This is a genomic window from Bradyrhizobium erythrophlei, assembly GCF_042430365.1.
GTDB lineage: Bacteria > Pseudomonadota > Alphaproteobacteria > Rhizobiales > Xanthobacteraceae > Bradyrhizobium > Bradyrhizobium erythrophlei.
The window spans coordinates 46,068-63,964 of the sequence record NZ_JBHMET010000032.1 but is presented as its reverse complement, the minus strand read 5'-3'; the positions used below and the strand labels follow the sequence as shown (position 1 = coordinate 63,964).

20 protein-coding genes are annotated in these 17,897 nt (G+C 65.5%); 7 read left to right on the top strand and 13 right to left on the bottom strand.

The genetic code is table 11. The annotated features are described in order from the left end of the window. Nucleotides 1-342: 342 nt before the first annotated feature. On the top strand, nucleotides 343-2,187 hold the full coding sequence (ilvD, locus tag ACFFWD_RS04695; RefSeq protein WP_376961937.1) for a dihydroxy-acid dehydratase: 1,845 nt from the start codon (nucleotides 343-345) through the stop codon (nucleotides 2,185-2,187). Nucleotides 2,188-2,226: 39 nt separating this feature from the next. Here the strand turns inward: ilvD and ACFFWD_RS04690 are convergent, their stop codons facing one another. After that, nucleotides 2,227-2,439 (bottom strand): hypothetical protein, encoded by a 213-nt coding sequence (locus ACFFWD_RS04690; RefSeq protein WP_376961935.1) that lies wholly within the window; start codon nucleotides 2,437-2,439, stop codon nucleotides 2,227-2,229. A 628-nt stretch (nucleotides 2,440-3,067) separates the two neighbouring features. Then, on the bottom strand, nucleotides 3,068-4,117 hold the full coding sequence (locus ACFFWD_RS04685) for a hydroxyacid dehydrogenase (RefSeq protein WP_376961933.1): 1,050 nt from the start codon (nucleotides 4,115-4,117) through the stop codon (nucleotides 3,068-3,070). Between the two features lie 184 nt (nucleotides 4,118-4,301). Here ACFFWD_RS04685 and ACFFWD_RS04680 point away from each other — a divergent pair, with 184 nt between their 5' ends. Together ACFFWD_RS04680 and ACFFWD_RS04675 are read left to right on the top strand one after the other, a co-directional pair. Beyond that, nucleotides 4,302-4,862, top strand: coding sequence for a decarboxylase (locus ACFFWD_RS04680; protein WP_376961931.1), 561 nt, complete (start codon nucleotides 4,302-4,304; stop codon nucleotides 4,860-4,862). Nucleotides 4,863-4,870: 8 nt separating this feature from the next. After that, nucleotides 4,871-5,470, top strand: a complete 600-nt coding sequence (locus ACFFWD_RS04675) for a thiamine pyrophosphate-dependent enzyme (RefSeq protein ID WP_376961929.1) — start codon at nucleotides 4,871-4,873, stop codon at nucleotides 5,468-5,470. A 165-nt stretch (nucleotides 5,471-5,635) separates the two neighbouring features. On the opposite strand, the gene ACFFWD_RS04670 is transcribed toward ACFFWD_RS04675, so the two are convergent. The 6 genes from ACFFWD_RS04670 to ACFFWD_RS04645 all read right to left on the bottom strand — a co-directional run bounded on the left by ACFFWD_RS04670 (nucleotide 5,636) and on the right by ACFFWD_RS04645 (nucleotide 11,381). Beyond that, nucleotides 5,636-6,022 (bottom strand): DUF1236 domain-containing protein, encoded by a 387-nt coding sequence (locus ACFFWD_RS04670; protein WP_376961927.1) that lies wholly within the window; start codon nucleotides 6,020-6,022, stop codon nucleotides 5,636-5,638. Nucleotides 6,023-6,144: 122 nt separating this feature from the next. Next, a complete protein-coding gene (locus ACFFWD_RS04665) occupies nucleotides 6,145-7,032 on the bottom strand; it encodes a 2-hydroxy-3-oxopropionate reductase (RefSeq protein WP_376961925.1) in 888 nt (295 codons plus the stop codon). A 234-nt stretch (nucleotides 7,033-7,266) separates the two neighbouring features. Beyond that, nucleotides 7,267-8,052 carry a hydroxypyruvate isomerase gene (gene hyi / locus ACFFWD_RS04660; protein ID WP_376961923.1) on the bottom strand — a complete coding sequence of 262 codons (786 nt, stop codon included), beginning with the start codon at nucleotides 8,050-8,052 and terminating at the stop codon, nucleotides 7,267-7,269. Between the two features lie 12 nt (nucleotides 8,053-8,064). Then, complete coding sequence (gcl, locus tag ACFFWD_RS04655) at nucleotides 8,065-9,864, bottom strand: glyoxylate carboligase (RefSeq protein WP_376961921.1); 1,800 nt, start codon at nucleotides 9,862-9,864, stop codon at nucleotides 8,065-8,067. Nucleotides 9,865-10,019: 155 nt separating this feature from the next. After that, a complete protein-coding gene (locus ACFFWD_RS04650; protein ID WP_376961919.1) occupies nucleotides 10,020-10,805 on the bottom strand; it encodes an NYN domain-containing protein in 786 nt (261 codons plus the stop codon). A 168-nt stretch (nucleotides 10,806-10,973) separates the two neighbouring features. After that, nucleotides 10,974-11,381, bottom strand: coding sequence for a hypothetical protein (locus ACFFWD_RS04645; protein WP_376961917.1), 408 nt, complete (start codon nucleotides 11,379-11,381; stop codon nucleotides 10,974-10,976). A gap of 267 nt (nucleotides 11,382-11,648) precedes the next feature. Between ACFFWD_RS04645 and ACFFWD_RS04640 the strand changes: the two genes are divergently transcribed. Next, nucleotides 11,649-13,061, top strand: coding sequence for an MFS transporter (locus ACFFWD_RS04640; RefSeq protein ID WP_376961915.1), 1,413 nt, complete (start codon nucleotides 11,649-11,651; stop codon nucleotides 13,059-13,061). 113 nt (nucleotides 13,062-13,174) lie between these two features. Further along, the gene (locus tag ACFFWD_RS04635) at nucleotides 13,175-13,933 is read left to right on the top strand and encodes a GntR family transcriptional regulator (RefSeq protein WP_376961913.1); all 759 of its coding nucleotides are present in this window, start codon (nucleotides 13,175-13,177) and stop codon (nucleotides 13,931-13,933) included. Between the two features lie 6 nt (nucleotides 13,934-13,939). Here ACFFWD_RS04635 and ACFFWD_RS04630 read toward each other — a convergent pair whose 3' ends face one another. Genes ACFFWD_RS04630 through ACFFWD_RS04610 form a run of 5 tightly spaced genes read right to left on the bottom strand, consistent with a single transcriptional unit; the run spans nucleotide 13,940 to nucleotide 16,803 of the window. Then, nucleotides 13,940-15,049, bottom strand: a complete 1,110-nt coding sequence (locus tag ACFFWD_RS04630) for a Zn-dependent alcohol dehydrogenase (protein ID WP_376961911.1) — start codon at nucleotides 15,047-15,049, stop codon at nucleotides 13,940-13,942. A 37-nt stretch (nucleotides 15,050-15,086) separates the two neighbouring features. Continuing rightward, nucleotides 15,087-15,395 (bottom strand): DUF6166 domain-containing protein, encoded by a 309-nt coding sequence (locus ACFFWD_RS04625; protein WP_376961909.1) that lies wholly within the window; start codon nucleotides 15,393-15,395, stop codon nucleotides 15,087-15,089. A gap of 28 nt (nucleotides 15,396-15,423) precedes the next feature. Then, a complete protein-coding gene (locus ACFFWD_RS04620; RefSeq protein ID WP_376961907.1) occupies nucleotides 15,424-15,621 on the bottom strand; it encodes a hypothetical protein in 198 nt (65 codons plus the stop codon). Between the two features lie 12 nt (nucleotides 15,622-15,633). Next, nucleotides 15,634-16,011 carry a hypothetical protein gene (locus ACFFWD_RS04615; protein ID WP_376961904.1) on the bottom strand — a complete coding sequence of 126 codons (378 nt, stop codon included), beginning with the start codon at nucleotides 16,009-16,011 and terminating at the stop codon, nucleotides 15,634-15,636. Between the two features lie 6 nt (nucleotides 16,012-16,017). Beyond that, nucleotides 16,018-16,803 (bottom strand): sterol desaturase family protein, encoded by a 786-nt coding sequence (locus ACFFWD_RS04610; protein WP_376961902.1) that lies wholly within the window; start codon nucleotides 16,801-16,803, stop codon nucleotides 16,018-16,020. Nucleotides 16,804-17,109: 306 nt separating this feature from the next. Here ACFFWD_RS04610 and ACFFWD_RS04605 point away from each other — a divergent pair, with 306 nt between their 5' ends. Both ACFFWD_RS04605 and ACFFWD_RS04600 read left to right on the top strand, forming a co-directional pair. Further along, a complete protein-coding gene (locus ACFFWD_RS04605; RefSeq protein ID WP_376961900.1) occupies nucleotides 17,110-17,460 on the top strand; it encodes an ArsR/SmtB family transcription factor in 351 nt (116 codons plus the stop codon). Then, a complete protein-coding gene (locus ACFFWD_RS04600; protein ID WP_376961898.1) occupies nucleotides 17,457-17,897 on the top strand; it encodes an SRPBCC family protein in 441 nt (146 codons plus the stop codon). The genes ACFFWD_RS04605 and ACFFWD_RS04600 overlap by 4 nt, the downstream gene beginning before the upstream one ends.

The window sequence follows — 17,897 nt, the reverse complement described above, 5'->3', positions numbered from 1 at the left end:
TGCAAGACCGCTCACCGCCAGCTCGGCGAAACCACTTGCAACGCACGGCCGGACCATACAGTTGGGTCACGAGCGGAAATGCTCTGACTGATTGTAAGGCTTCCGCTTAGCAGTCCGAGGCTGACGTCTATGGCTTAATGAGTGCGCGCCGTAGCCCGGGACGAGACCAGATCGAATTGTCGCCAGCGGCACGGCGGCGCGGGAGGCGGTCGCCGGGGTGACGCGAGACCGAGGTCAAATAGCGCGGTTCAGCCATGCGGTTCCGCGCTTGAATCCACGTGCCCGGGCAGGCATAAGGGGCGCCATCTCCCTTAAAAAGCGCCCATAGCCCAAGGATTTACGATGCCCGCCTATCGCTCCCGGACAACCACCCATGGCCGCAACATGGCGGGTGCGCGCGGCCTCTGGCGCGCGACCGGCATGAAGAACGAGGATTTCGGCAAGCCGATCATCGCGGTCGTCAACTCCTTCACCCAGTTCGTGCCCGGTCATGTGCATCTGCAGAACCTCGGCCAGCTTGTCGCGCGCGAGATCGAGAAGGCCGGCGGGGTGGCCAAGGAGTTCAACACCATCGCCGTCGATGACGGCATCGCGATGGGCCACGACGGCATGCTCTACAGCCTGCCCTCGCGCGAGCTGATCGCCGACAGCGTCGAATATATGGTCAATGCGCATTGCGCCGACGCCATGGTCTGCATCTCGAACTGCGACAAGATCACGCCCGGCATGCTGATGGCGACCTTGCGCCTCAACATCCCGACCGTGTTCGTCTCCGGTGGCCCGATGGAGTCGGGCAAGATCCAGCTCAAGGGCAAGAAGCGCGCGGTCGACCTGATCGACGCGATGGTGGCGGCGGCAGATTCCAACGTCACCGACGACGAGGTTGCGGTGATCGAGCGCTCGGCCTGCCCGACCTGCGGCTCCTGCTCCGGCATGTTCACCGCGAACTCGATGAACTGCCTGACCGAGGCGCTCGGCCTCGCGCTGCCCGGCAACGGCTCGGTGCTGGCGACGCACGCCGACCGCAAGAGCCTGTTCGTCGAGGCCGGTCACCTGATCGTCGACCTCGCCCGCCGCTACTACGAGCAGGACGACGCAAAGGTGCTGCCGCGCAATATCGCGAGCTTCAAGTCGTTCGAGAACGCGATGACGCTCGACATCGCGATGGGCGGCTCGACCAACACGGTGCTGCATCTCCTCGCCGCCGCGCGCGAGGGCGAGGTGCCCTTCACCATGACCGACATCGATCGGCTGTCGCGCAAGGTGCCGGTGCTCTGCAAGGTCGCGCCCTCGGTGCAGGACGTCCACATGGAGGACGTGCACCACGCCGGCGGCATCATGGCGATCCTCGGCGAGCTCGACCGCGCCAAGCTGATCACGACCGACGGGCCGACCGTGCACAGCGCAACCTTGGACGAAGCGCTGAACCGCTGGGACGTCGTGCGCACCACGAGCGAGAAGGTGCGCAATTTCTATCGCGCTGCCCCGGGCGGCGTGCCGACGCAGGAAGCATTCAGCCAGGATCGCCGCTTCGACGACGTCGACCTCGATCGCGCCAAGGGCTGCATCCGCGACGCCGCGCACGCCTATTCCAAGGACGGCGGGCTTGCCGTGCTGTTCGGCAACGTCGCCGAAGACGGCTGCATCGTGAAGACCGCCGGCGTCGATCAGAGCATCCTGAAATTCTCCGGCCCCGCCCGGATCTTCGAAAGCCAGGACGCGGCGGTCGAAGGCATTCTGGGCAACAAGGTGAAGGCCGGCGACGTCGTCCTGATCCGCTATGAGGGTCCGCGCGGCGGTCCGGGCATGCAGGAGATGCTCTACCCGACCAGCTATCTGAAGTCGAAGGGCCTCGGCAAAGCCTGCGCGCTGATCACCGACGGCCGTTTCTCCGGCGGCTCATCGGGCCTGTCGATCGGCCACGTCTCGCCGGAAGCCGCCGAAGGCGGCCTGATCGGCCTCGTCGAGGAAGGCGACGTCATCGAGTTCGACATCCCCAACCGCAAGGTCAACCTCGCGGTCGAGGATGCGGAGCTCAAGCGCCGCCGCGCTGCGATGGTCGCGAAGGGCAATGCGGCATGGAAGCCGGCGGCGCCGCGCAAGCGCGCGGTCTCGACCGCGTTGAAGGCTTATGCGGCGTTCGCAAGCAGCGCCGCCAAGGGCGCGGTGCGCATCCTGCCCGAGTGATCGGCAAAAAACCCTGGCGTCGCATGCGGCGCCAGCGGTTCAGGCGCGCAGGTCGGCCGACCCGACCAGGATGCGGTCGGCATGGAGCGACCAGTCACACAGCGACTGCTGCTCACAGAATTTGCGCTTGGCCATTTCCGTGGCCTGTCCCTCGGTCGACGCGTCGACTTCGAGCGACCCCTGACAGACTTCGCGCTCGCGACCATTGTCGCCGAGCACATCCTTCATGAACAGAACGACAAAGCGTGACATGGAACCCTCCCTGCTGCCTCAGCAGAGCTCGCGGTTCGCATGCTAGCACGTGTGGGAGATCGGCCTGAGTTAAATCTGCGCCGGTGTGCGCTGCTGTTCGCAGCGGGGAAAACTAGGCGCCCGCCTGCGGCAGGCTGGCGGCGGCGATCGCGACGATCTGCGCCAGACGGCGGCCGATCCTGGCCGGAGCGTTGCGGAGCAATGACTGGACCTGTCGCATGATCGATTTCCTTCTGCACCGGCAACGGCCGGGCACAGCGGGAACATGGCGATATCAGGCTAAGTCGTCGATATCTCAGGGAAAATAACAACGGATGCGCTACCCGAAGGGCAATAGGCAGACGGTTTATTCCCCTTATCGGGATGGCGGCGAACAAGATTTTCTCCGCCGATTCAGGCCCGCATCGCCCCCCCCGGTCACGCTGCAAGCTCGGCGCGTCGCGTTTGGTCGGACGCACCACAAACTCGTCATGCCCGGGCTTGACCCGGGCATCCACGTCTCGGTTTCCGCGTAAAGAAAGGCGTGGATGGCCGGGTCAAGCCCGGCCATGACGATGCTGAGACGTCAGCGCCAAGGTGCACCTCATGCCGCTAGCGCTCCCACGAGACCACACTCCATCGCTCTGCCCTACTCCGGCACAAACCCAAACGCCTTCTCAAAACGCCTGGCGTAGGCCGGCCAGACCTCGGGGTTGACGATGCGCGGCGGACGCTTGCCGTCGAGCGCATCGAGGATCTGTTCGGCGGCGATCCGGCCCATGTTGACCCGTGCCTCGCGGGTGACGCCGGCGGTGTGCGGGCTCGCCAGCACATTGTCGAACTGCAGCAACGGATGATCCGGCGGCGGCGGTTCCTTGGCCCAAACGTCGAGGCCGGCACCGGCGATGCGTTGCTCCCGCAACGCTCCTTCGAGCGCTGTCTCGTCATGGATGAAGCCGCGCGCGGTGGTGACGAAATAGGAATGCGGCTGCATCAGCGCGAATTCGCGCGCACCGATCATGCCGCGGCTGTCCCTGGTCAACGGGCAGGAGATCGAGACGAAATCCGCGCGGCGCAAGAGGTCGTCGAGCTCGACCTTCTCCCCGCCCCGCTTCGCCATCTCCTCGGCCGAGAGATACGGATCGTAGGCGATCACCTTCATGTGCAGCAGGCCCTCGCACAGCTCGGCGATGCGCCGGCCGACATTGCCGAGACCGACGATGCCGACGATCTTCTCCTTCAGCTCGTTGCCGATCAGGTCGTTGCGGTTGACGTCATGCTCACGGCGGAGCCGGCGGTCCGACTGGATGATCCGCTTCGACAGCGTGAGCATCATGCCGAGCGCGTGCTCGGCGACCGAATTGGCGTTGCCGCCGGACTGGTTGACGACGAGGACGCCGGCCGCGGTGCAGGCATCGACATCGACCGGGTCAAAGCCCGCGCCGTTCGAGGAGACGATCAACAGGTTCGGCGCGCGCTTCAGGAGGTCGGCATGGGCGTGGAAATGCGGCGCCAGCTCGTCGCGGGCCGCGCCGATCTGGTAGGCGTGCGCTTCCGCGAGAACGGGCGCGAACTGCGCCTCTGACGTCTCGTTCTCGAGCCGGTCGAGCCTGATGTCCGGCCGCTTCTTCAGGATGTCGACATAGATCTCGTGGGCGAGATATTTGACGTAGAACACGCGCTTGTTGTTGACGGTCATGTCGTCGCCGTTCCCCCCCCCCCTGAATTTCCGCTTGCGCCCTGTATCGCATGCCCGGCCCGCGGCGGCATCGACCGAAACCGCAGATCGCATTGCGGCGGGGGCATGTTGACAATCCCGCCCACCGCGTCAAGTTTTCACCCCTTGAAGCGGCCACAAGCGTCGCGCGATCAGGGAGAACAGGATGGCGGCCGCCGAGGAACAAGCCTCGCCCCAACAGCCGACTTCACAGCCCACCTGGCACGGCATCGTGCTGCAGACGCTCAAGCGCAACGACGTCCGCCTGGTACCCTATGTGCCCGACCGGGTGCTGACCACGCTAATCAAGAACCTGCACGCCGATCCCTTCTTCACCACCTTTCCCACCGCGCGCGAGGAAGAGGCGGTCGGCATCGTCTCCGGCGCCTGGATGGCGGGGATGCGCGGCGCGGTGCTGATGCAAACCTCGGGCTTCGCCACGCTCGCCAATGTGCTGGCCTCGCTCGCGGTGCCCTACCAGATCCCGCTGATCATGTTTGTCTCCGAGCGCGGCACGCTCGGCGAGTTCAACTATGGCCAGGCGCTGGTCTGCCGCACCATGCGCCCGGTGCTGGATTCGCTTGCGATGGAACACCACACCATCACACGGCTCGACGAGCTCGAATTCATCGCCGATCGCTCGATCAAGCAGGCCGTCACCACGCAGGCGCCGGTGGCGCTGATCCTCTCGCCGCTCCTGACCGGCGGCAAAGTGTTCGACAAGTGAGCGCCGCCATGACGCACGCACGCAACACCAAGGTGATGAACCGGTTCGATCTTACCCAGCGCCTCGTTGCAAAACTCACGCATGAAGAGGCCGTGATCGGCGGCATCGGCAACACCAATTTCGACCTGTGGGCCGCCGGCCATCGCCCGCAGAACTTCTACATGCTGGGCAGCATGGGCCTCGCCTTCCCGATCGCGCTCGGGGTCGCGCTGGCGCAACCGAACCGGCGGGTGTTTGCGCTCGAAGGCGACGGCTCGCTGTTGATGCAGCTCGGCTGCCTCTCCACAATTGCGACCTTGGCGCCGAAGAATTTGACCATGGTGGTGATGGACAACGGCATCTACCAGATCACCGGCAGCCAGCCGACGCCCGCCGCCGGTCACACCGACATCGTCGCGGTCGCGCTTGCGAGCGGCCTCGCCAACAGCGCGTGGGCCGCGGACGAGGAGGATTTCGAGCGGCTGATCGAACAGTCGCTCTCGGCCGCGGGCCCGACGCTGATCGGCGTGCGCATCGACGACAAGCCCGGCACCGGGACCACGCGGCGCGATCCCGTGCAGATCCGCGAGCGCTTCATGCACGGCCTCGGCGTGCGGCAGCCGCTGTAAGGCGCAAAAATTCCCCGCGGGCGGTGAGCCCGCGAGGATGAAGTCCGTAGTGCTCATGCAATCCATGCGTGAGTAGAAAGAATGGATTGCTTCCGCCTTCACTCGTTGAGCTTCGGCGGACAAATCGTCGCTATCGCTCCTCGCAATGCCGAGGAACGGCCTGCGCTAGTCGATCACCCTGATCACCCTGCGGGTGCGCGGGTCGACGATCACGCGGCGATCATTGACGACCGCATAGCGATATTCGGTGTGGCGCGGTACCGGGCGCAAGACGACGGTGTTGGGCAGCGGTTCGCCGACCACGACGCGCTCGTGCACCACGACCGACCGCTCGTCGCGCGGGATCGACGTGATCACAGCGTTCGGAATTTCGAGGCCGAGACCAACCGCGGCGCCGACAGTGCCGCCGACGATCTCACCGACGGGACCAGCGATCTCGCCACCGGCGCGCGCGCCGGTCGCGGCGCCTGTCGCCGTGGTGGACTGTGCAAAGGCCGGGCCCGATGCCAGCAGCGACGCAGCGACAAGGGGAATGACAAGACGCTTGTTCATGAGTCTCCTCCTCCAGCAGTTAAGACCTATGTCCCAACAGCCGGAGGATCGAGACGTTCCGGTTCCAAGGCGGAACAGCATTCGCGAAAACGCAGTTCCGCCGAAGTTCCGTTGCGTGTCGATCAGGCCTGTGCGATCTCGTGACTGGCCATCATTTCGAGCGCGCGCACCATCGCCGAATGGTCCCAGGCCTTGCCGCCATGCGCGGTGCAGGACGAGAACAATTGCTGCGCCACCGCCGTGCTCGGCAGGGAGATGCCGAGCGCGCGTGCGCCTTCGAGCGCGAGGTTGAGATCCTTCTGGTGCAACTCGATGCGGAAGCCGGGATCGAAGTTGCGCTTCACCATGCGCTCGCCATGCACCTCGAGGATGCGCGACGAGGCGAAGCCGCCCATCAGTGCCTGTCGCACCAGCGCCGGATCGGCGCCGGCCTTGGAGGCGAACAATAGTGCCTCGCCGACCGCCTCGATCGTCAGCGCGACGATGATCTGGTTGGCGACCTTGGTGGTCTGGCCGTCGCCATTGCCGCCGACATGAGTGACGTTCTTCCCCATCTTCTCGAATACCGGCTTCATGGTGTTGAAGGCGCGTTCGGGACCGCCGACCATGATGGTCAGGCTTGCCGCCTTGGCGCCGACCTCGCCGCCCGACACCGGTGCGTCGAGATAGTCGGCGCCGAGCGCTTCGATCTTCTTTGCGAATTCCTTGGTCGCGAGCGGCGAGATCGAGCTCATGTCGGCCACGATCTTGCCCTTCGAAATTCCCTCGGCGACGCCGTCCTTGCCGAACAGCACGGCCTCGACATGCGGGGTATCCGGCACCATGACGATCACGGCGTCGGCCTCCTGCGCGACCTCCCTCGCCGATTTGCAGGCAATGCCGCCACCGGCGACCAGCTCGGTCGAAACAGGATTGACGTCATGCAGGAACAGGCGATGGCCGGCGGCCTGGAGATGCGCTGCCATGGGACGGCCCATGGTGCCGAGGCCGATGAAACCGATATCGATCATGCTGTAGTTTCCTTCAAAGTGCGAGGAGGTCACGTTGCCTGCCAAGGCGGCGGTGCGCTCCCTCTCCCGCCTGCGGGGGAGGGTTGGGGTGGGGGTATCGCCACGAACGACGCTCTTTGTGTGGAGACAAGCCCCACCCGGATCGCATCCAAGGATGCGATCCGACCTCCCCCGCAAGCGGGAGAGGTGAAGCGCGTGCGTGGCTCGAGCGGTTCAAGCAAACGAAGATTCCAATCACGTCTCAAACGTCTGCGCGGCGTGCCAGCCGAGGCCTTCGACCGTCGAGGTGCGCGGCTTGTATTCGCATCCGACCCAACCGCGATAGCCGATCGCGTCGAGATGGCGGAACAGGAAGGGATAGTTGATCTCGCCGGTGCCCGGCTCGTTGCGGCCGGGGTTGTCGGCAAGCTGCACATGCGCGATCCGCGCGAGATGGCGCTGCAGGCTGCGTGCGATGTCCCCCTCCATGATCTGCATGTGGTAGATGTCGTACTGCACGAACAGGTTGCTCGAGCGCACGTCGGCGATGATCTGCACCGCCTGCTCGGTGCGGTTGAGGAAGAAGCCGGGAATGTCGATGGTGTTGATCGGCTCGATCAGAAGCCTGATCCGCTCGCGCGCCAGGGCATCCGCGGCGAAGCGGAGATTGCCCACCAGCACCTCGTTCAGCTCGCGGACGTCGGCATCGCCAGGCGCGATGCCGACGAGGCAGTTGAGCTGCCGGCAGTCCAGCGCCTTGGCGTAGTCGATCGCCTTCAGGACGCCGTCACGGAATTCGTCGACGCGGTCGGGCAGGATCGCGATGCCGCGTTCGCCGCCCGCCCAGTTGCCGGCGGGCAGATTGTGCAGCACCTGGGTCAGGCCGTGCTCGTCGAGCTGCTCGCGCAGCTCGGCCTTGTCGAAGTCATAGGGGAACAGATACTCGACACCGGAAAAACCCGCGGCCTTGGCGGCGGCGAAGCGATCGATGAACGGCAGCTCGCCGAACAGCATGGTGAGATTGGCGGCAAACTTCGGCATAATGGTCTCTCCTCACTCCGCCGGCTGCAACGCGCCGCCCTGGCGCGCGCCCACCGCCGGCGTATCGTCGAGCGGCAAATCGAGGACCTCCTCGAACTCGACGATGTTGTCGATCTCGGTGCCCATCGCGATGTTGGTGACGCGCTCCATGATGAACTCGACCACGACAGGCACCTGGAACTCGGCCATCAGCTCGCGCGCGGTCTCGAACGCCGCGGCCGCGTGATTGGGATCGGTGACGCGGATCGCCTTGCAGCCGAGGCCTTCGGCGACCGCGACGTGATCGACGCCGTAGACGCCGAGCTCGGGCGCGTTGATGTTCTCGAACGAGAGCTGGACGTGATAGTCCATGTCGAAGCCGCGCTGCGCCTGGCGGATCAGCCCGAGATAGGAATTGTTCACGACGACGTGGATGTAGGGCAGCTTGAACTGCGCGCCGACCGCGAGCTCCTCGATCAGGAACTGGAAGTCGTAATCGCCCGACAGCGCCACGATCTCGCGTGACGGATCGGCCGCGCGCACGCCGAGCGCCGCCGGCAAGGTCCAGCCGAGCGGGCCGGCCTGCCCGGCATTGATCCAGTTGCGCGGACCGTAGACGCCCAAGAATTGCGCGCCGGCGATCTGCGACAGACCGATCACGCTGACATAGGTGGTGTCGCGGCCGAACGCACGGTTCATCTCCTGATAGACGCGCTGCGGCTTGATCGGCATGTCGTCGAAATGGCTCTTGCGCAGCATGGTGCGCTTGCGGTCCTGGCACGCCGCCGGCCAGGCTTGCCGCTCCTTCAGTTTGCCCGCCTTGCGCCATTCCTTGGCGACCGCGACGAACAGCTCGAGCGCTGCCTTGGCGTCGGAGACGATGCCGAGATCGGGATTGAAGACGCGACCGATCTGGGTCGGTTCGATGTCGACATGCACGAACTTGCGGCCCTTGGTGTAGGTCTCGACCGAGCCGGTGTGGCGGTTGGCCCAGCGGTTGCCGATGCCGAGCACGAAGTCGGATTGCAGCATGGTGGCGTTGCCGTAGCGGTGGCTGGTCTGCAAGCCCACCATGCCGGCCATCAGCACGTGATCGTCGGGGATCGCGCCCCACCCCATCAGCGTCGGCACGACAGGCACGTTGACGGTCTCGGCGAAGGCGACCAGGAGGTCGGAGGCATCGGCATTGATGACGCCGCCGCCGGCGACGATCAGTGGCCGCTCGGCGGCGTTGAGCATCTCCAGCGCCTGCTCGATCTGCTGGCGCGTCGCCGCGGGCTTGTAGACCGGGAGCGGCGCATAGGTGGTGTCGTCGAACTCGATCTCGGCAAGCTGTACGTCGAGCGGCAGGTCGATCAGCACCGGTCCGGGGCGGCCCGAGCGCATGATGTGGAACGCCTGGCTGAACACGCGCGGCACGAGGCCCGGCTCCCGCACGGTCACCGCCCATTTCGTCACCGGCTTGGCGATCGATTCGATGTCGATCGCCTGAAAGTCCTCCTTGTAGAGCCGCGCCCGCGGCGCCTGCCCGGTGATGCAGAGGATCGGAATCGAATCCGCGATCGCCGAGTAGAGCCCGGTGATCATGTCGGTGCCGGCCGGCCCCGAGGTGCCGATGCAGACGCCGATATTGCCGGCCTTGGCGCGGGTATAGCCCTCGGCCATGTGCGAGGCGCCCTCGACATGGCGCGCCAGGATGTGATTAATCGAGCCGCGCAGCTTCAGCGCCGAGTACAGCGGATTGATCGCCGCGCCCGGCACGCCGAACGCAGTCGTCACGCCTTCCTTCTCGAGGATCCGCACCGCCGCATCGATCGCCCGCATCTTCGCCATATCGCGCCTCGCTCAACCATGTTGGCTCTGGCTGCGATACTCGCGGCGCCGCGACGCGATCTCAACGCGCGCGATTTTCTTTCCCGCTGGATGGAAGGGAGTTAGGAAAGGCGCGTAAATTCAACCGCTTGGCATCGTCGTCGGGTGGAAACCCATCACTGCGTTTCGACGCCCCGCCCCGCAGGTTTGCGGGAGGCGCGCCTCCTTGGCGACGGACCCGCTGCCGGCTTGATACGAATCCGCATCGTCCCGCCTTTCGGCTGATCGATCTCGAACGCGTTCGTCTTGCGCACGAGGTCGCTCAGCTTGCGGAAGCCATAGGTCCGCGGATCGAAATCGGATGCGAGGTTGTCGAGCCGACGTCCGACTTCGCCAAGCGCGACCCAGCCATCCTCGCTCTCCATCTGGGTGATCACGTTCTTGATGACCGGGGTCGCGGCATCGGGAGACTGCAACGGCTTCGGGCCTGCAGCGGCATCGCGGTTGTTCGCCGTGCCGCCACGCAGGTTCTCGGTATAGACGAACCGTCGGCAGGCCTGGCGAAAGCTTTCCGGCGTCTTCTGCTCGCCGAACCCGAACACATCGACGCCGTGCTCGCGGATACGCGCGGCGAGCCGGGTGAAGTCGCTGTCCGACGACACCAGGCAGAAGCCGTCGAACCGGCCGCTGTGCAGCAGGTCCATCGCGTCAATGACCAGCGTGATGTCGGAGGCGTTCTTTCCAGTCGTATAGGCGAACTGCTGCTGGGGAATGATCGCATGCTTCGACAGGATGTCGGCCCAGCCCTTCGACCGCGGGTTGGAGAAGTCGCCATAGATGCGGCGAACGCTGGCCTCGCCGATCTTGGCGATCTCCTCGAACAACCCGTCGGCGATCCGTGCGGAGGCATTGTCGGCGTCGATCAGGACCGCGAGACGGGGTGAGCGGAGTTCGGACGGCATGGCGTTCCCCATCGTTGGATCGAGGACATCGTCCCTCGAAGCGCCGCAGCATGGACAGCGATGGATGGATATACCGATGTCCGGGCGCTCGCCGCCAGACCTAATTTCCTGTCGCGGACGGCTGGCAATGCCTTTCCCGGTGGGCGGAACGGCCGCGTCGGCGGCGGATCAAATCACCTCGCCGGCGTCGATCGCCTTCTTGGCAAACTCGACCGCCTTCTCGGCCGTGATCGCGTCGGCCGTGGTCGTCACTTCGTCGCGCACCGATGGCGGGGCGACGATCCGGATCTTCTTGCCGTTCGACCGGCGGATCGTTGCGCGCCACCGATCCGCATCGCGCCGGTAAGCGTCGATCACGAAGTCCTTGTAGATCACGCCGCTGACGGGCGGCTGCTTTGACGGCAATTCGGGTGCGAGCGGTCCGCTCGCGACCTCGCGAACCATCTCGGTGATCGCCCGGACGATCTCGTCGCGCGCGCTGCCGGTCGCATCCCTGAGCAGATATCTCACCGCCGCGCCGATCTCCGCCCTGGCGCGATCGTCGCTTGCGAAATCTGAATCGAGCTGAACTGACATGATGGGTATGCGCCTCCTTGGAGGACACAACGTCGGGCGCCGTCCGGGCGCGTCGCACGTGTGCCGCCAACAGGCAGATAATCGGGCTCCCGTTAAAGCCTAATTATCGGAAAAGTTTCGATTTTATCGGCGTCGTTAATCGGCCCTCGCCGCTCGCGCCTCGTTACGCTACTCGTCAGCAATTGACATATCACTGCCATCTGTGTGACATTTTAATAAAAGGGGCCGGCAAGAGCCCGCTCAAATTCGCCTTGGGAGGACACGACGATGACCATTTCCGACTTCTCCACGTCCGCCGGGAGCCTGGCTCCCGCCGCCGTGGCGCGAACCGCGGAAGCGCAGCAGGTCGCCGACATCGCAGCAAGGCTCGAGCGCCTGCCGCTGACGTCGTACCAGCGGCTGATCTTCGGGATCATCGCCACCGCCTGGTTTTTCGACAGCATGGATCTGGCGGCGCTGACCTTCGTGCTCGGCTCGATCCGCCAGACCTTCGGCCTGTCGACGGCGGAGGCCGGGCTGCTCTCCAGCATGAGCTTTCTCGGCATGTTCGTGGGCGCCGCCTCCGCCGGCCTGCTCGCCGACCGGTTCGGCCGGGCGCGCGTGTTCCAGGTCAGCATGATCTTCTGGGGACTGGGCAGCCTGTGCTGCGGTCTCTCCACCACAGCGACCGCGCTCGGCGCATCGCGCCTCCTGCTCGGCTTCGGAATGGGCATGGAGTTTCCGGTCGCGCAGTCGATGGTGTCGGAGATCATGCCGGCCAAGAACCGCGGCCGCTACATCGCCTTCCTCGAGGGCTTTTGGCCGCTCGGCTTCATCGCCTCGGGCCTGGTGACCTATGTCGTGCTCCAGGCCGCGGACTGGCGCTGGGTCTTCATCCTGCAGGCGATCCCGGCCGTCTTCGTGCTCGTGGTGCGGCGCTACGTCCCGGAATCGCCGCGCTGGCTCGCCGCGCACGGCTATTCGCAGCGCGCCGAAGCGACCGTGCGCATGATCGAGACCAAGGTGCGCAATCGCCTGCAAACCGGCGAATTGCCGCCGGTCGTGCGCCAGGTCGCCGCCCCGGTGTCCGAGGTCACGGGTTTGAGGACGCTGTTTTCGGGCATCTATGCCAGGCGCACCACGATGCTGTGGACGTTGTGGTTCTTCGCGCTGCTCGGCTTCTACGGCCTGACCACATGGCTCGGCGCACTGCTGCAGGCCAAGGGATTCCCGGTCACCAAATCGGTATTCTACACCATCCTGATTTCGCTCGCGGGCATTCCGGGCTTCCTGGTCTCGGCATGGCTCGTCGAATCCTGGGGCCGCAAGGCGACGCTCGCGATGAACCTGTTGTGCGGCGCCACCGCCTGCTACTTCTACGGCTCGGCGGCGGACCAGACCCAGCTCATCATCGCCGGCCTCTGCATGCAGTTCTTCCTGTTCGGGATGTGGTCGGCGCTCTACGCCTATACGCCCGAACTTTATCCGACCCATGTCCGCGCGACCGGAACCGGCTTCGCCTCCGCGGTCGGCCGCATCGGATCGTTGATCGGCCCCTATGTGATCGGGGTGATCCTGCCGGCCGCCGGACAGGGCGGCGTCTTCGCGCTGGGCGCCGGCGCATTCGTGGTGGCGGCGCTCGCCGTGCTGTTGCTCGGCGAGGAAACCCGCGGCCGGACGCTGGAGAGCATCTCGCACTGACAGCCAACCCTTTGGGTATGCGCAAATCGATTCGGCTTGCGCATATCGACCGGCCTTGTCAGCGCCATCCGAGGTGTGAGATATCTGCTGCACAGCAGCACACATCATCCTCAATGGCAGATTCGAACAAACGATCCGGCACTGCGCGCGCTCGCCCCGCGGGAAGCCGCCAGGGCGCACGAAAACCGTCCTCGGCCGGCGACAAGCCGCGCGCGACCAAGCAGGTCCCGCTGCTGCAGAGCGACGTCACGCTCACCGACCGCGCCTACGCCGAGCTGGAAGAGCTGATCGTGACGCTGCAGCTGCCGCCCGGCACTGCGCTGTCCGAGCTCGTTCTCGCCAAGCGGCTCGGCATCGGCCGCACACCGATCCGCGAAGCCCTGCAGCGATTGTCGCGCGACGGGCTCGTCAACATCCTGGCCCGCCGCGGCGTGCTGGTGTCCGAGATCGACCTCCGCGCCCAGCTCCGCCTGCTGGAGGTGCGGCGCGAACTGGAGCGATTGATGGCGCGCAGCGCCGCCGAGCGCGCCACCAGCGAGCAGCGCGCGCAGTTCTCCGAGATCGCCGCCGGCATGCGGCGCGCCGCAGAGAAATCCGACGACCTGTTGTTCATGCGGCTAGATCACCAGTTCAACACGCTGGTCTCCGCGGCCTCGCGCAACGAGTTCGCCACCCGCGCGATGGGCCTGATGCACGGCCTGTCGCGCCGTTTCTGGTACCAGCATTACAAGGAAGCGGCCGACCTGCCGCTCGCGGCGCGGCTGCATGCGGAAGTTGCGGAAGCGATCGTCGAACGCCGCGTTGACGCGGCCGGCACGGCCTCCGACAATCTGATCAACTACATCGAAAGCTTTGCGCGCTCGACGCTGTAGGGGCGTTCAGAGCGCGACCACAGTACGGATCGACTGCCCGCGCCGCAAGGCATCGAAGCCGTCATTGATGCCGTCGAGGCCGCAGCGGCCGGTGATCAGCTCGTCGAGCTTGAGCCGGCCATCAAGATAGGCCTGCGCCAGCAAGGGAAAGTCGCGCCGCGGCCGCGCCCCACCATAGCTCGAGCGGCGAAACCGCTTCTCGCCCATCAACGCGCCCCAGCGGAAGCTGACGTCGCGCGTGACGTCGATCTTGCCAAGCCAGATCACCTCGCCGCCCGGCCGCACCGCTTCGGCGGTCTGCCGGAACGCCAGCGGATGGCCGGCGGATTCCAAAATCACGTCGGCGCCCCGCCCTTGTGTCGCGTCCTTTGCGATCTCGACCGGGTCCTCGCGTGTCGCGTTGATCGCGAGCGTCGCACCAAGATGTCGCGCCAGCGCAAGCTTCGCGTCGTCGAGGTCGACCGCGATGATCGCGCCGGCGCCGGCAAGCCGCGCCCCCTGCACCGCCGCGAGCCCGACCGCGCCGCAGCCGATCACCATCACGGTGTCGCCATGGCCGATGTCGGCCACGTTCAGCGCCGCGCCGACCCCGGTCATGACGCCACAGCCGATCAGGCAGGCGCGATCGAACGGAATGTCCTTCGGCACGACGATCGCCTGTTGCGCCGGCAACACGACATATTCCGAGAACGCGCCGAGGAACATCAGGTGCGTGAGGCGTCCGCCGGTCGCGAGCCACGCCTTCGACGCGCCGTCGAAATGCACGCCTTCGGCACCGCGGGCGAGATAAGTCTCGCACAGGATCGGCTGGGCGCGGTCGCACTGGAAGCAGTGCCCGCAATGCGGATTCCACGACAGGATGACGTGATCGCCGACCTTGACGTCGCCGACCGCGCTGCCGACCTCCTCCACGATTCCGGCCGCCTCATGTCCGAGGATCATCGGCAAGGGATAGCGCAGCGATCCGTCGATCACCTCGAGATCGGTGTGGCAGAGGCCGGCGGCGCGCATCTTCACCACGACGTCGGTCGGCGCAGGCTGCGCGATCGATATGCGCTCGACGGACAGCGGCGCTCCGCTTTGATGCAGCACCGCCGCGCGACAGGTCAGGCTCATGTCACAGGGTTCTTTGCCAGGAGAATGATTTTCGTGGTCACGCCGCCCGTACGGCCCGCAGCGCCGCGACCGCCTCGTCGAGATCGACCGAGCTCAGCTCCCATTCATTGTCGAAATTGGCGACGACCCGCCGCATGAAGCTCTCGTGCAGCGCCCTGGCGGCGCCGGCGTCCTTCAGATGGTCATAGAGCAGCGCGAACGCCAGTTGCGCCGGCTCGGGTCCTTCATAGCTCCACTCGAAGCCGTGCTCGGTGAGACGGAGCTGGTCGTAGTGCGGCGACAACGGCTGGCCGTCGACCAGCACGGAAATGCCGTCGATGGTGCGGTCTCCGGTGTATCTCGCCATCGGATCCTCCCTACGCTGCAGCACCGTCTCAGGATCCCGGCGAACGCGCCTTGAGGTCCTTCTTCACGACCTCGGGGAATATCCACATCGAAACCGTCGCAAACACGCCGAGGAACGCAACCGCGTAGCTCGGCCCGCTCTGTCCGAGATAGACCATGAAGACGTACCCGCAGGCGGCCGTCGCAAGGCAGGCCAGCGACAACAGGAATTTGATGTGGCTTGGCATCGAGACCTCCCCTTAAGCGAACCACGTATGAAAGGACGGCGCCGCGACGCGCGCGAGCAAGGCAAGCGCCACGACCATGGCGCAGCCGGAAGCCCGCAGTCCCAACCGTCCGTCCCGCCAGCGCTCGGGCAGCGCCTGGAACAGCGCCGGCAGGAACAGGAACAGCACACCGCCCACGACGACGATGGTGGTCCAGCGCAATTCAACCGAGGCGAACGCCAGCGTGCCGACGAACAGCGCGAGCCACAATGCGGTCGTCACGATCACCGGCACGACCGCGCGCTCGCGCAGCGGGTACATCCCGGCAAGCTGCAAGAAGCCGATGCAGCAGATGCTCCACAGCAGGCCGAACCAGGCAAGCGCGACGAGATTTGGTTCAAGCTGCGGCACCGATAGTCACTCCGCGGGAACGGTGGCGTTGCCGACGCGCGGCGTCCGTGCCGTGCGGCGCATGTCGGTCTTCACGTAGCGGGTGCTGTAGCCGTTGAAGACGTGGCCGAGCAGGCCGCGGTTGAGGTCGGAGGTGCCGAACAGATAGTCCATCACCGGGAAGGTCAGGTTCATGTTCCGCTCCATCATGATCGACTGGTTGTGATGGGCGGTATGGTGCCGGCGGATGGTGTTGACGAACGGCATGTTGCGCACGAAGGCGTTTTCCTCGACGTGGCAGCAGAAGTGCATGAACTCGTAGATCAGGTACATCGACGTCGTCGTGGTGATCAGCAGCCAGCCGGTATTGGCCGAGATCACGATGCCCGCGACGATCGCCGGCGGGATCGACATCAACGTGAACACCACGAGCGCATAGGGCGGGAAAAACGTGACGCGCCAGTCGTGATGGTCGGCGAAGCGCATCTCCTCCTCGGTGAAGAACTGGTGGTGCATCAGCGTGTGGCGGCTGTAGACCGCGCGCAGCAGCGGCACGTTCGACGGCCGGTGCATGACAAAGCGGTGCACCGCCCATTCGAAGAAGTTCGCGATCAGGAACACCACCGGAATGGTGATGCATTCCCACCATCTCACGTCGTGCACATTGGCCAGATAGACGTAAAGCGCCGTGAAGCCGATCGTGTAGATCAGCACGACGTGCAGCCAGCCATTATACCAGCCGACCACGCGCTCGCGGTAGGTCGCGCGATATTTGCGCTGGCGTTCGGTCATCCGGGTCGCTGCCAACTCCATCGCGGCCTCCTCCATCGCCTCGCTAACATATCAGTAGCACATCAGACGTAAAAGACAAGCTGGCTTCGGGGGCCGCGCGGAGGCCAGGGTTCGATACCTGGAACCTGCGCAAATGCGCAGCAAAGCCTGCGCTGGTTTCGACGAATCCGGCCGGCGCCGCCCTGCCCCGCTCAACCGCCCCTGTCGTGTCGCAGCCAGACCGCGACCGGCTGGTGAAGGCAAGCCTCACCTGTTTCGCCCCAACGTTGACACTATTTAACACTCGTGTTATTTAACATCTCTGTTAATTAACTAGAGACATTCGCGATGTCGGCCGCACAGCCGCCGCAGCTCGACAATCTGTTCGGGGCCCTCGCCGATCCGACGCGGCGCGCCATCATCGATCGGCTGCTCGCCCGTGGCGAGCTCAGCGTCGGCGAGGTCGCCGCGCCCTTTGACATCAGCACGCCGGCGATCACGCGGCATCTGCAGGTGCTCGAGGCGGCGGGATTGATCGAGCGCCGCGTCGAGCGGCAATGGCGCTATGTCCGCGTGCGCGCCAACGCGCTGGCGCCGATGGAGAACTGGCTGGCGCGGCAGCGGCAGCATTGGTCCGCAGCGCTGGACCGCATGGAAGCGGTGGCAGCCGCGCAAACCCCGAGGCGAAGGAAGTCATGAACGACGTCGACACCACGCTGCGGATCGAACGATTGATCGCCGCGCCGCCCGAAACCCTGTTCGCGCTCTGGATCGAGCCCGCGCAGTTGCTCAAATGGTGGGCGCCCGACGGCTATCAGGCTGCGGTCGACGCGCTCGATGTGCGGCCCGGCGGCCGCTGGCGCACCACCATGCGCCGGCCCGACGGTGAACTGGTTGCGACCAGCGGGGTCTATCGCATCGTCGAACCGCCGCACCGCCTCGCCTTCACCTGGGCCTGGGAAGGTGAAAACGGGACGCGCGGCCATGAAAGCGAGGTCCTGCTGACGCTCGAGGCGGCGCCCGGCGGCACGCGGCTCGTGCTGCTGCAGGAGCGTTTCGAGAGCAAGGACACATGCGACCGTCACGGGGTCGGCTGGACATCCGCCATCGACCGGATCGAGACGATTGCGCGCTGA

Coding starts and splice junctions, on each gene's coding strand:
- ilvD (WP_376961937.1), top strand. CDS start 343: ATGCCCGCCTATCGCTCCCGGACAACCACCCATGGCCGCAACATGGCG.
- ACFFWD_RS04690 (WP_376961935.1), bottom strand. CDS start 2,439: ATGTCACGCTTTGTCGTTCTGTTCATGAAGGATGTGCTCGGCGACAAT.
- ACFFWD_RS04685 (WP_376961933.1), bottom strand. CDS start 4,117: ATGACCGTCAACAACAAGCGCGTGTTCTACGTCAAATATCTCGCCCAC.
- ACFFWD_RS04680 (WP_376961931.1), top strand. CDS start 4,302: ATGGCGGCCGCCGAGGAACAAGCCTCGCCCCAACAGCCGACTTCACAG.
- ACFFWD_RS04675 (WP_376961929.1), top strand. CDS start 4,871: ATGACGCACGCACGCAACACCAAGGTGATGAACCGGTTCGATCTTACC.
- ACFFWD_RS04670 (WP_376961927.1), bottom strand. CDS start 6,022: ATGAACAAGCGTCTTGTCATTCCCCTTGTCGCTGCGTCGCTGCTGGCA.
- ACFFWD_RS04665 (WP_376961925.1), bottom strand. CDS start 7,032: ATGATCGATATCGGTTTCATCGGCCTCGGCACCATGGGCCGTCCCATG.
- hyi (WP_376961923.1), bottom strand. CDS start 8,052: ATGCCGAAGTTTGCCGCCAATCTCACCATGCTGTTCGGCGAGCTGCCG.
- gcl (WP_376961921.1), bottom strand. CDS start 9,864: ATGGCGAAGATGCGGGCGATCGATGCGGCGGTGCGGATCCTCGAGAAG.
- ACFFWD_RS04650 (WP_376961919.1), bottom strand. CDS start 10,805: ATGCCGTCCGAACTCCGCTCACCCCGTCTCGCGGTCCTGATCGACGCC.
- ACFFWD_RS04645 (WP_376961917.1), bottom strand. CDS start 11,381: ATGTCAGTTCAGCTCGATTCAGATTTCGCAAGCGACGATCGCGCCAGG.
- ACFFWD_RS04640 (WP_376961915.1), top strand. CDS start 11,649: ATGACCATTTCCGACTTCTCCACGTCCGCCGGGAGCCTGGCTCCCGCC.
- ACFFWD_RS04635 (WP_376961913.1), top strand. CDS start 13,175: ATGGCAGATTCGAACAAACGATCCGGCACTGCGCGCGCTCGCCCCGCG.
- ACFFWD_RS04630 (WP_376961911.1), bottom strand. CDS start 15,049: ATGAGCCTGACCTGTCGCGCGGCGGTGCTGCATCAAAGCGGAGCGCCG.
- ACFFWD_RS04625 (WP_376961909.1), bottom strand. CDS start 15,395: ATGGCGAGATACACCGGAGACCGCACCATCGACGGCATTTCCGTGCTG.
- ACFFWD_RS04620 (WP_376961907.1), bottom strand. CDS start 15,621: ATGCCAAGCCACATCAAATTCCTGTTGTCGCTGGCCTGCCTTGCGACG.
- ACFFWD_RS04610 (WP_376961902.1), bottom strand. CDS start 16,803: ATGGAGTTGGCAGCGACCCGGATGACCGAACGCCAGCGCAAATATCGC.
- ACFFWD_RS04605 (WP_376961900.1), top strand. CDS start 17,110: ATGTCGGCCGCACAGCCGCCGCAGCTCGACAATCTGTTCGGGGCCCTC.
- ACFFWD_RS04600 (WP_376961898.1), top strand. CDS start 17,457: ATGAACGACGTCGACACCACGCTGCGGATCGAACGATTGATCGCCGCG.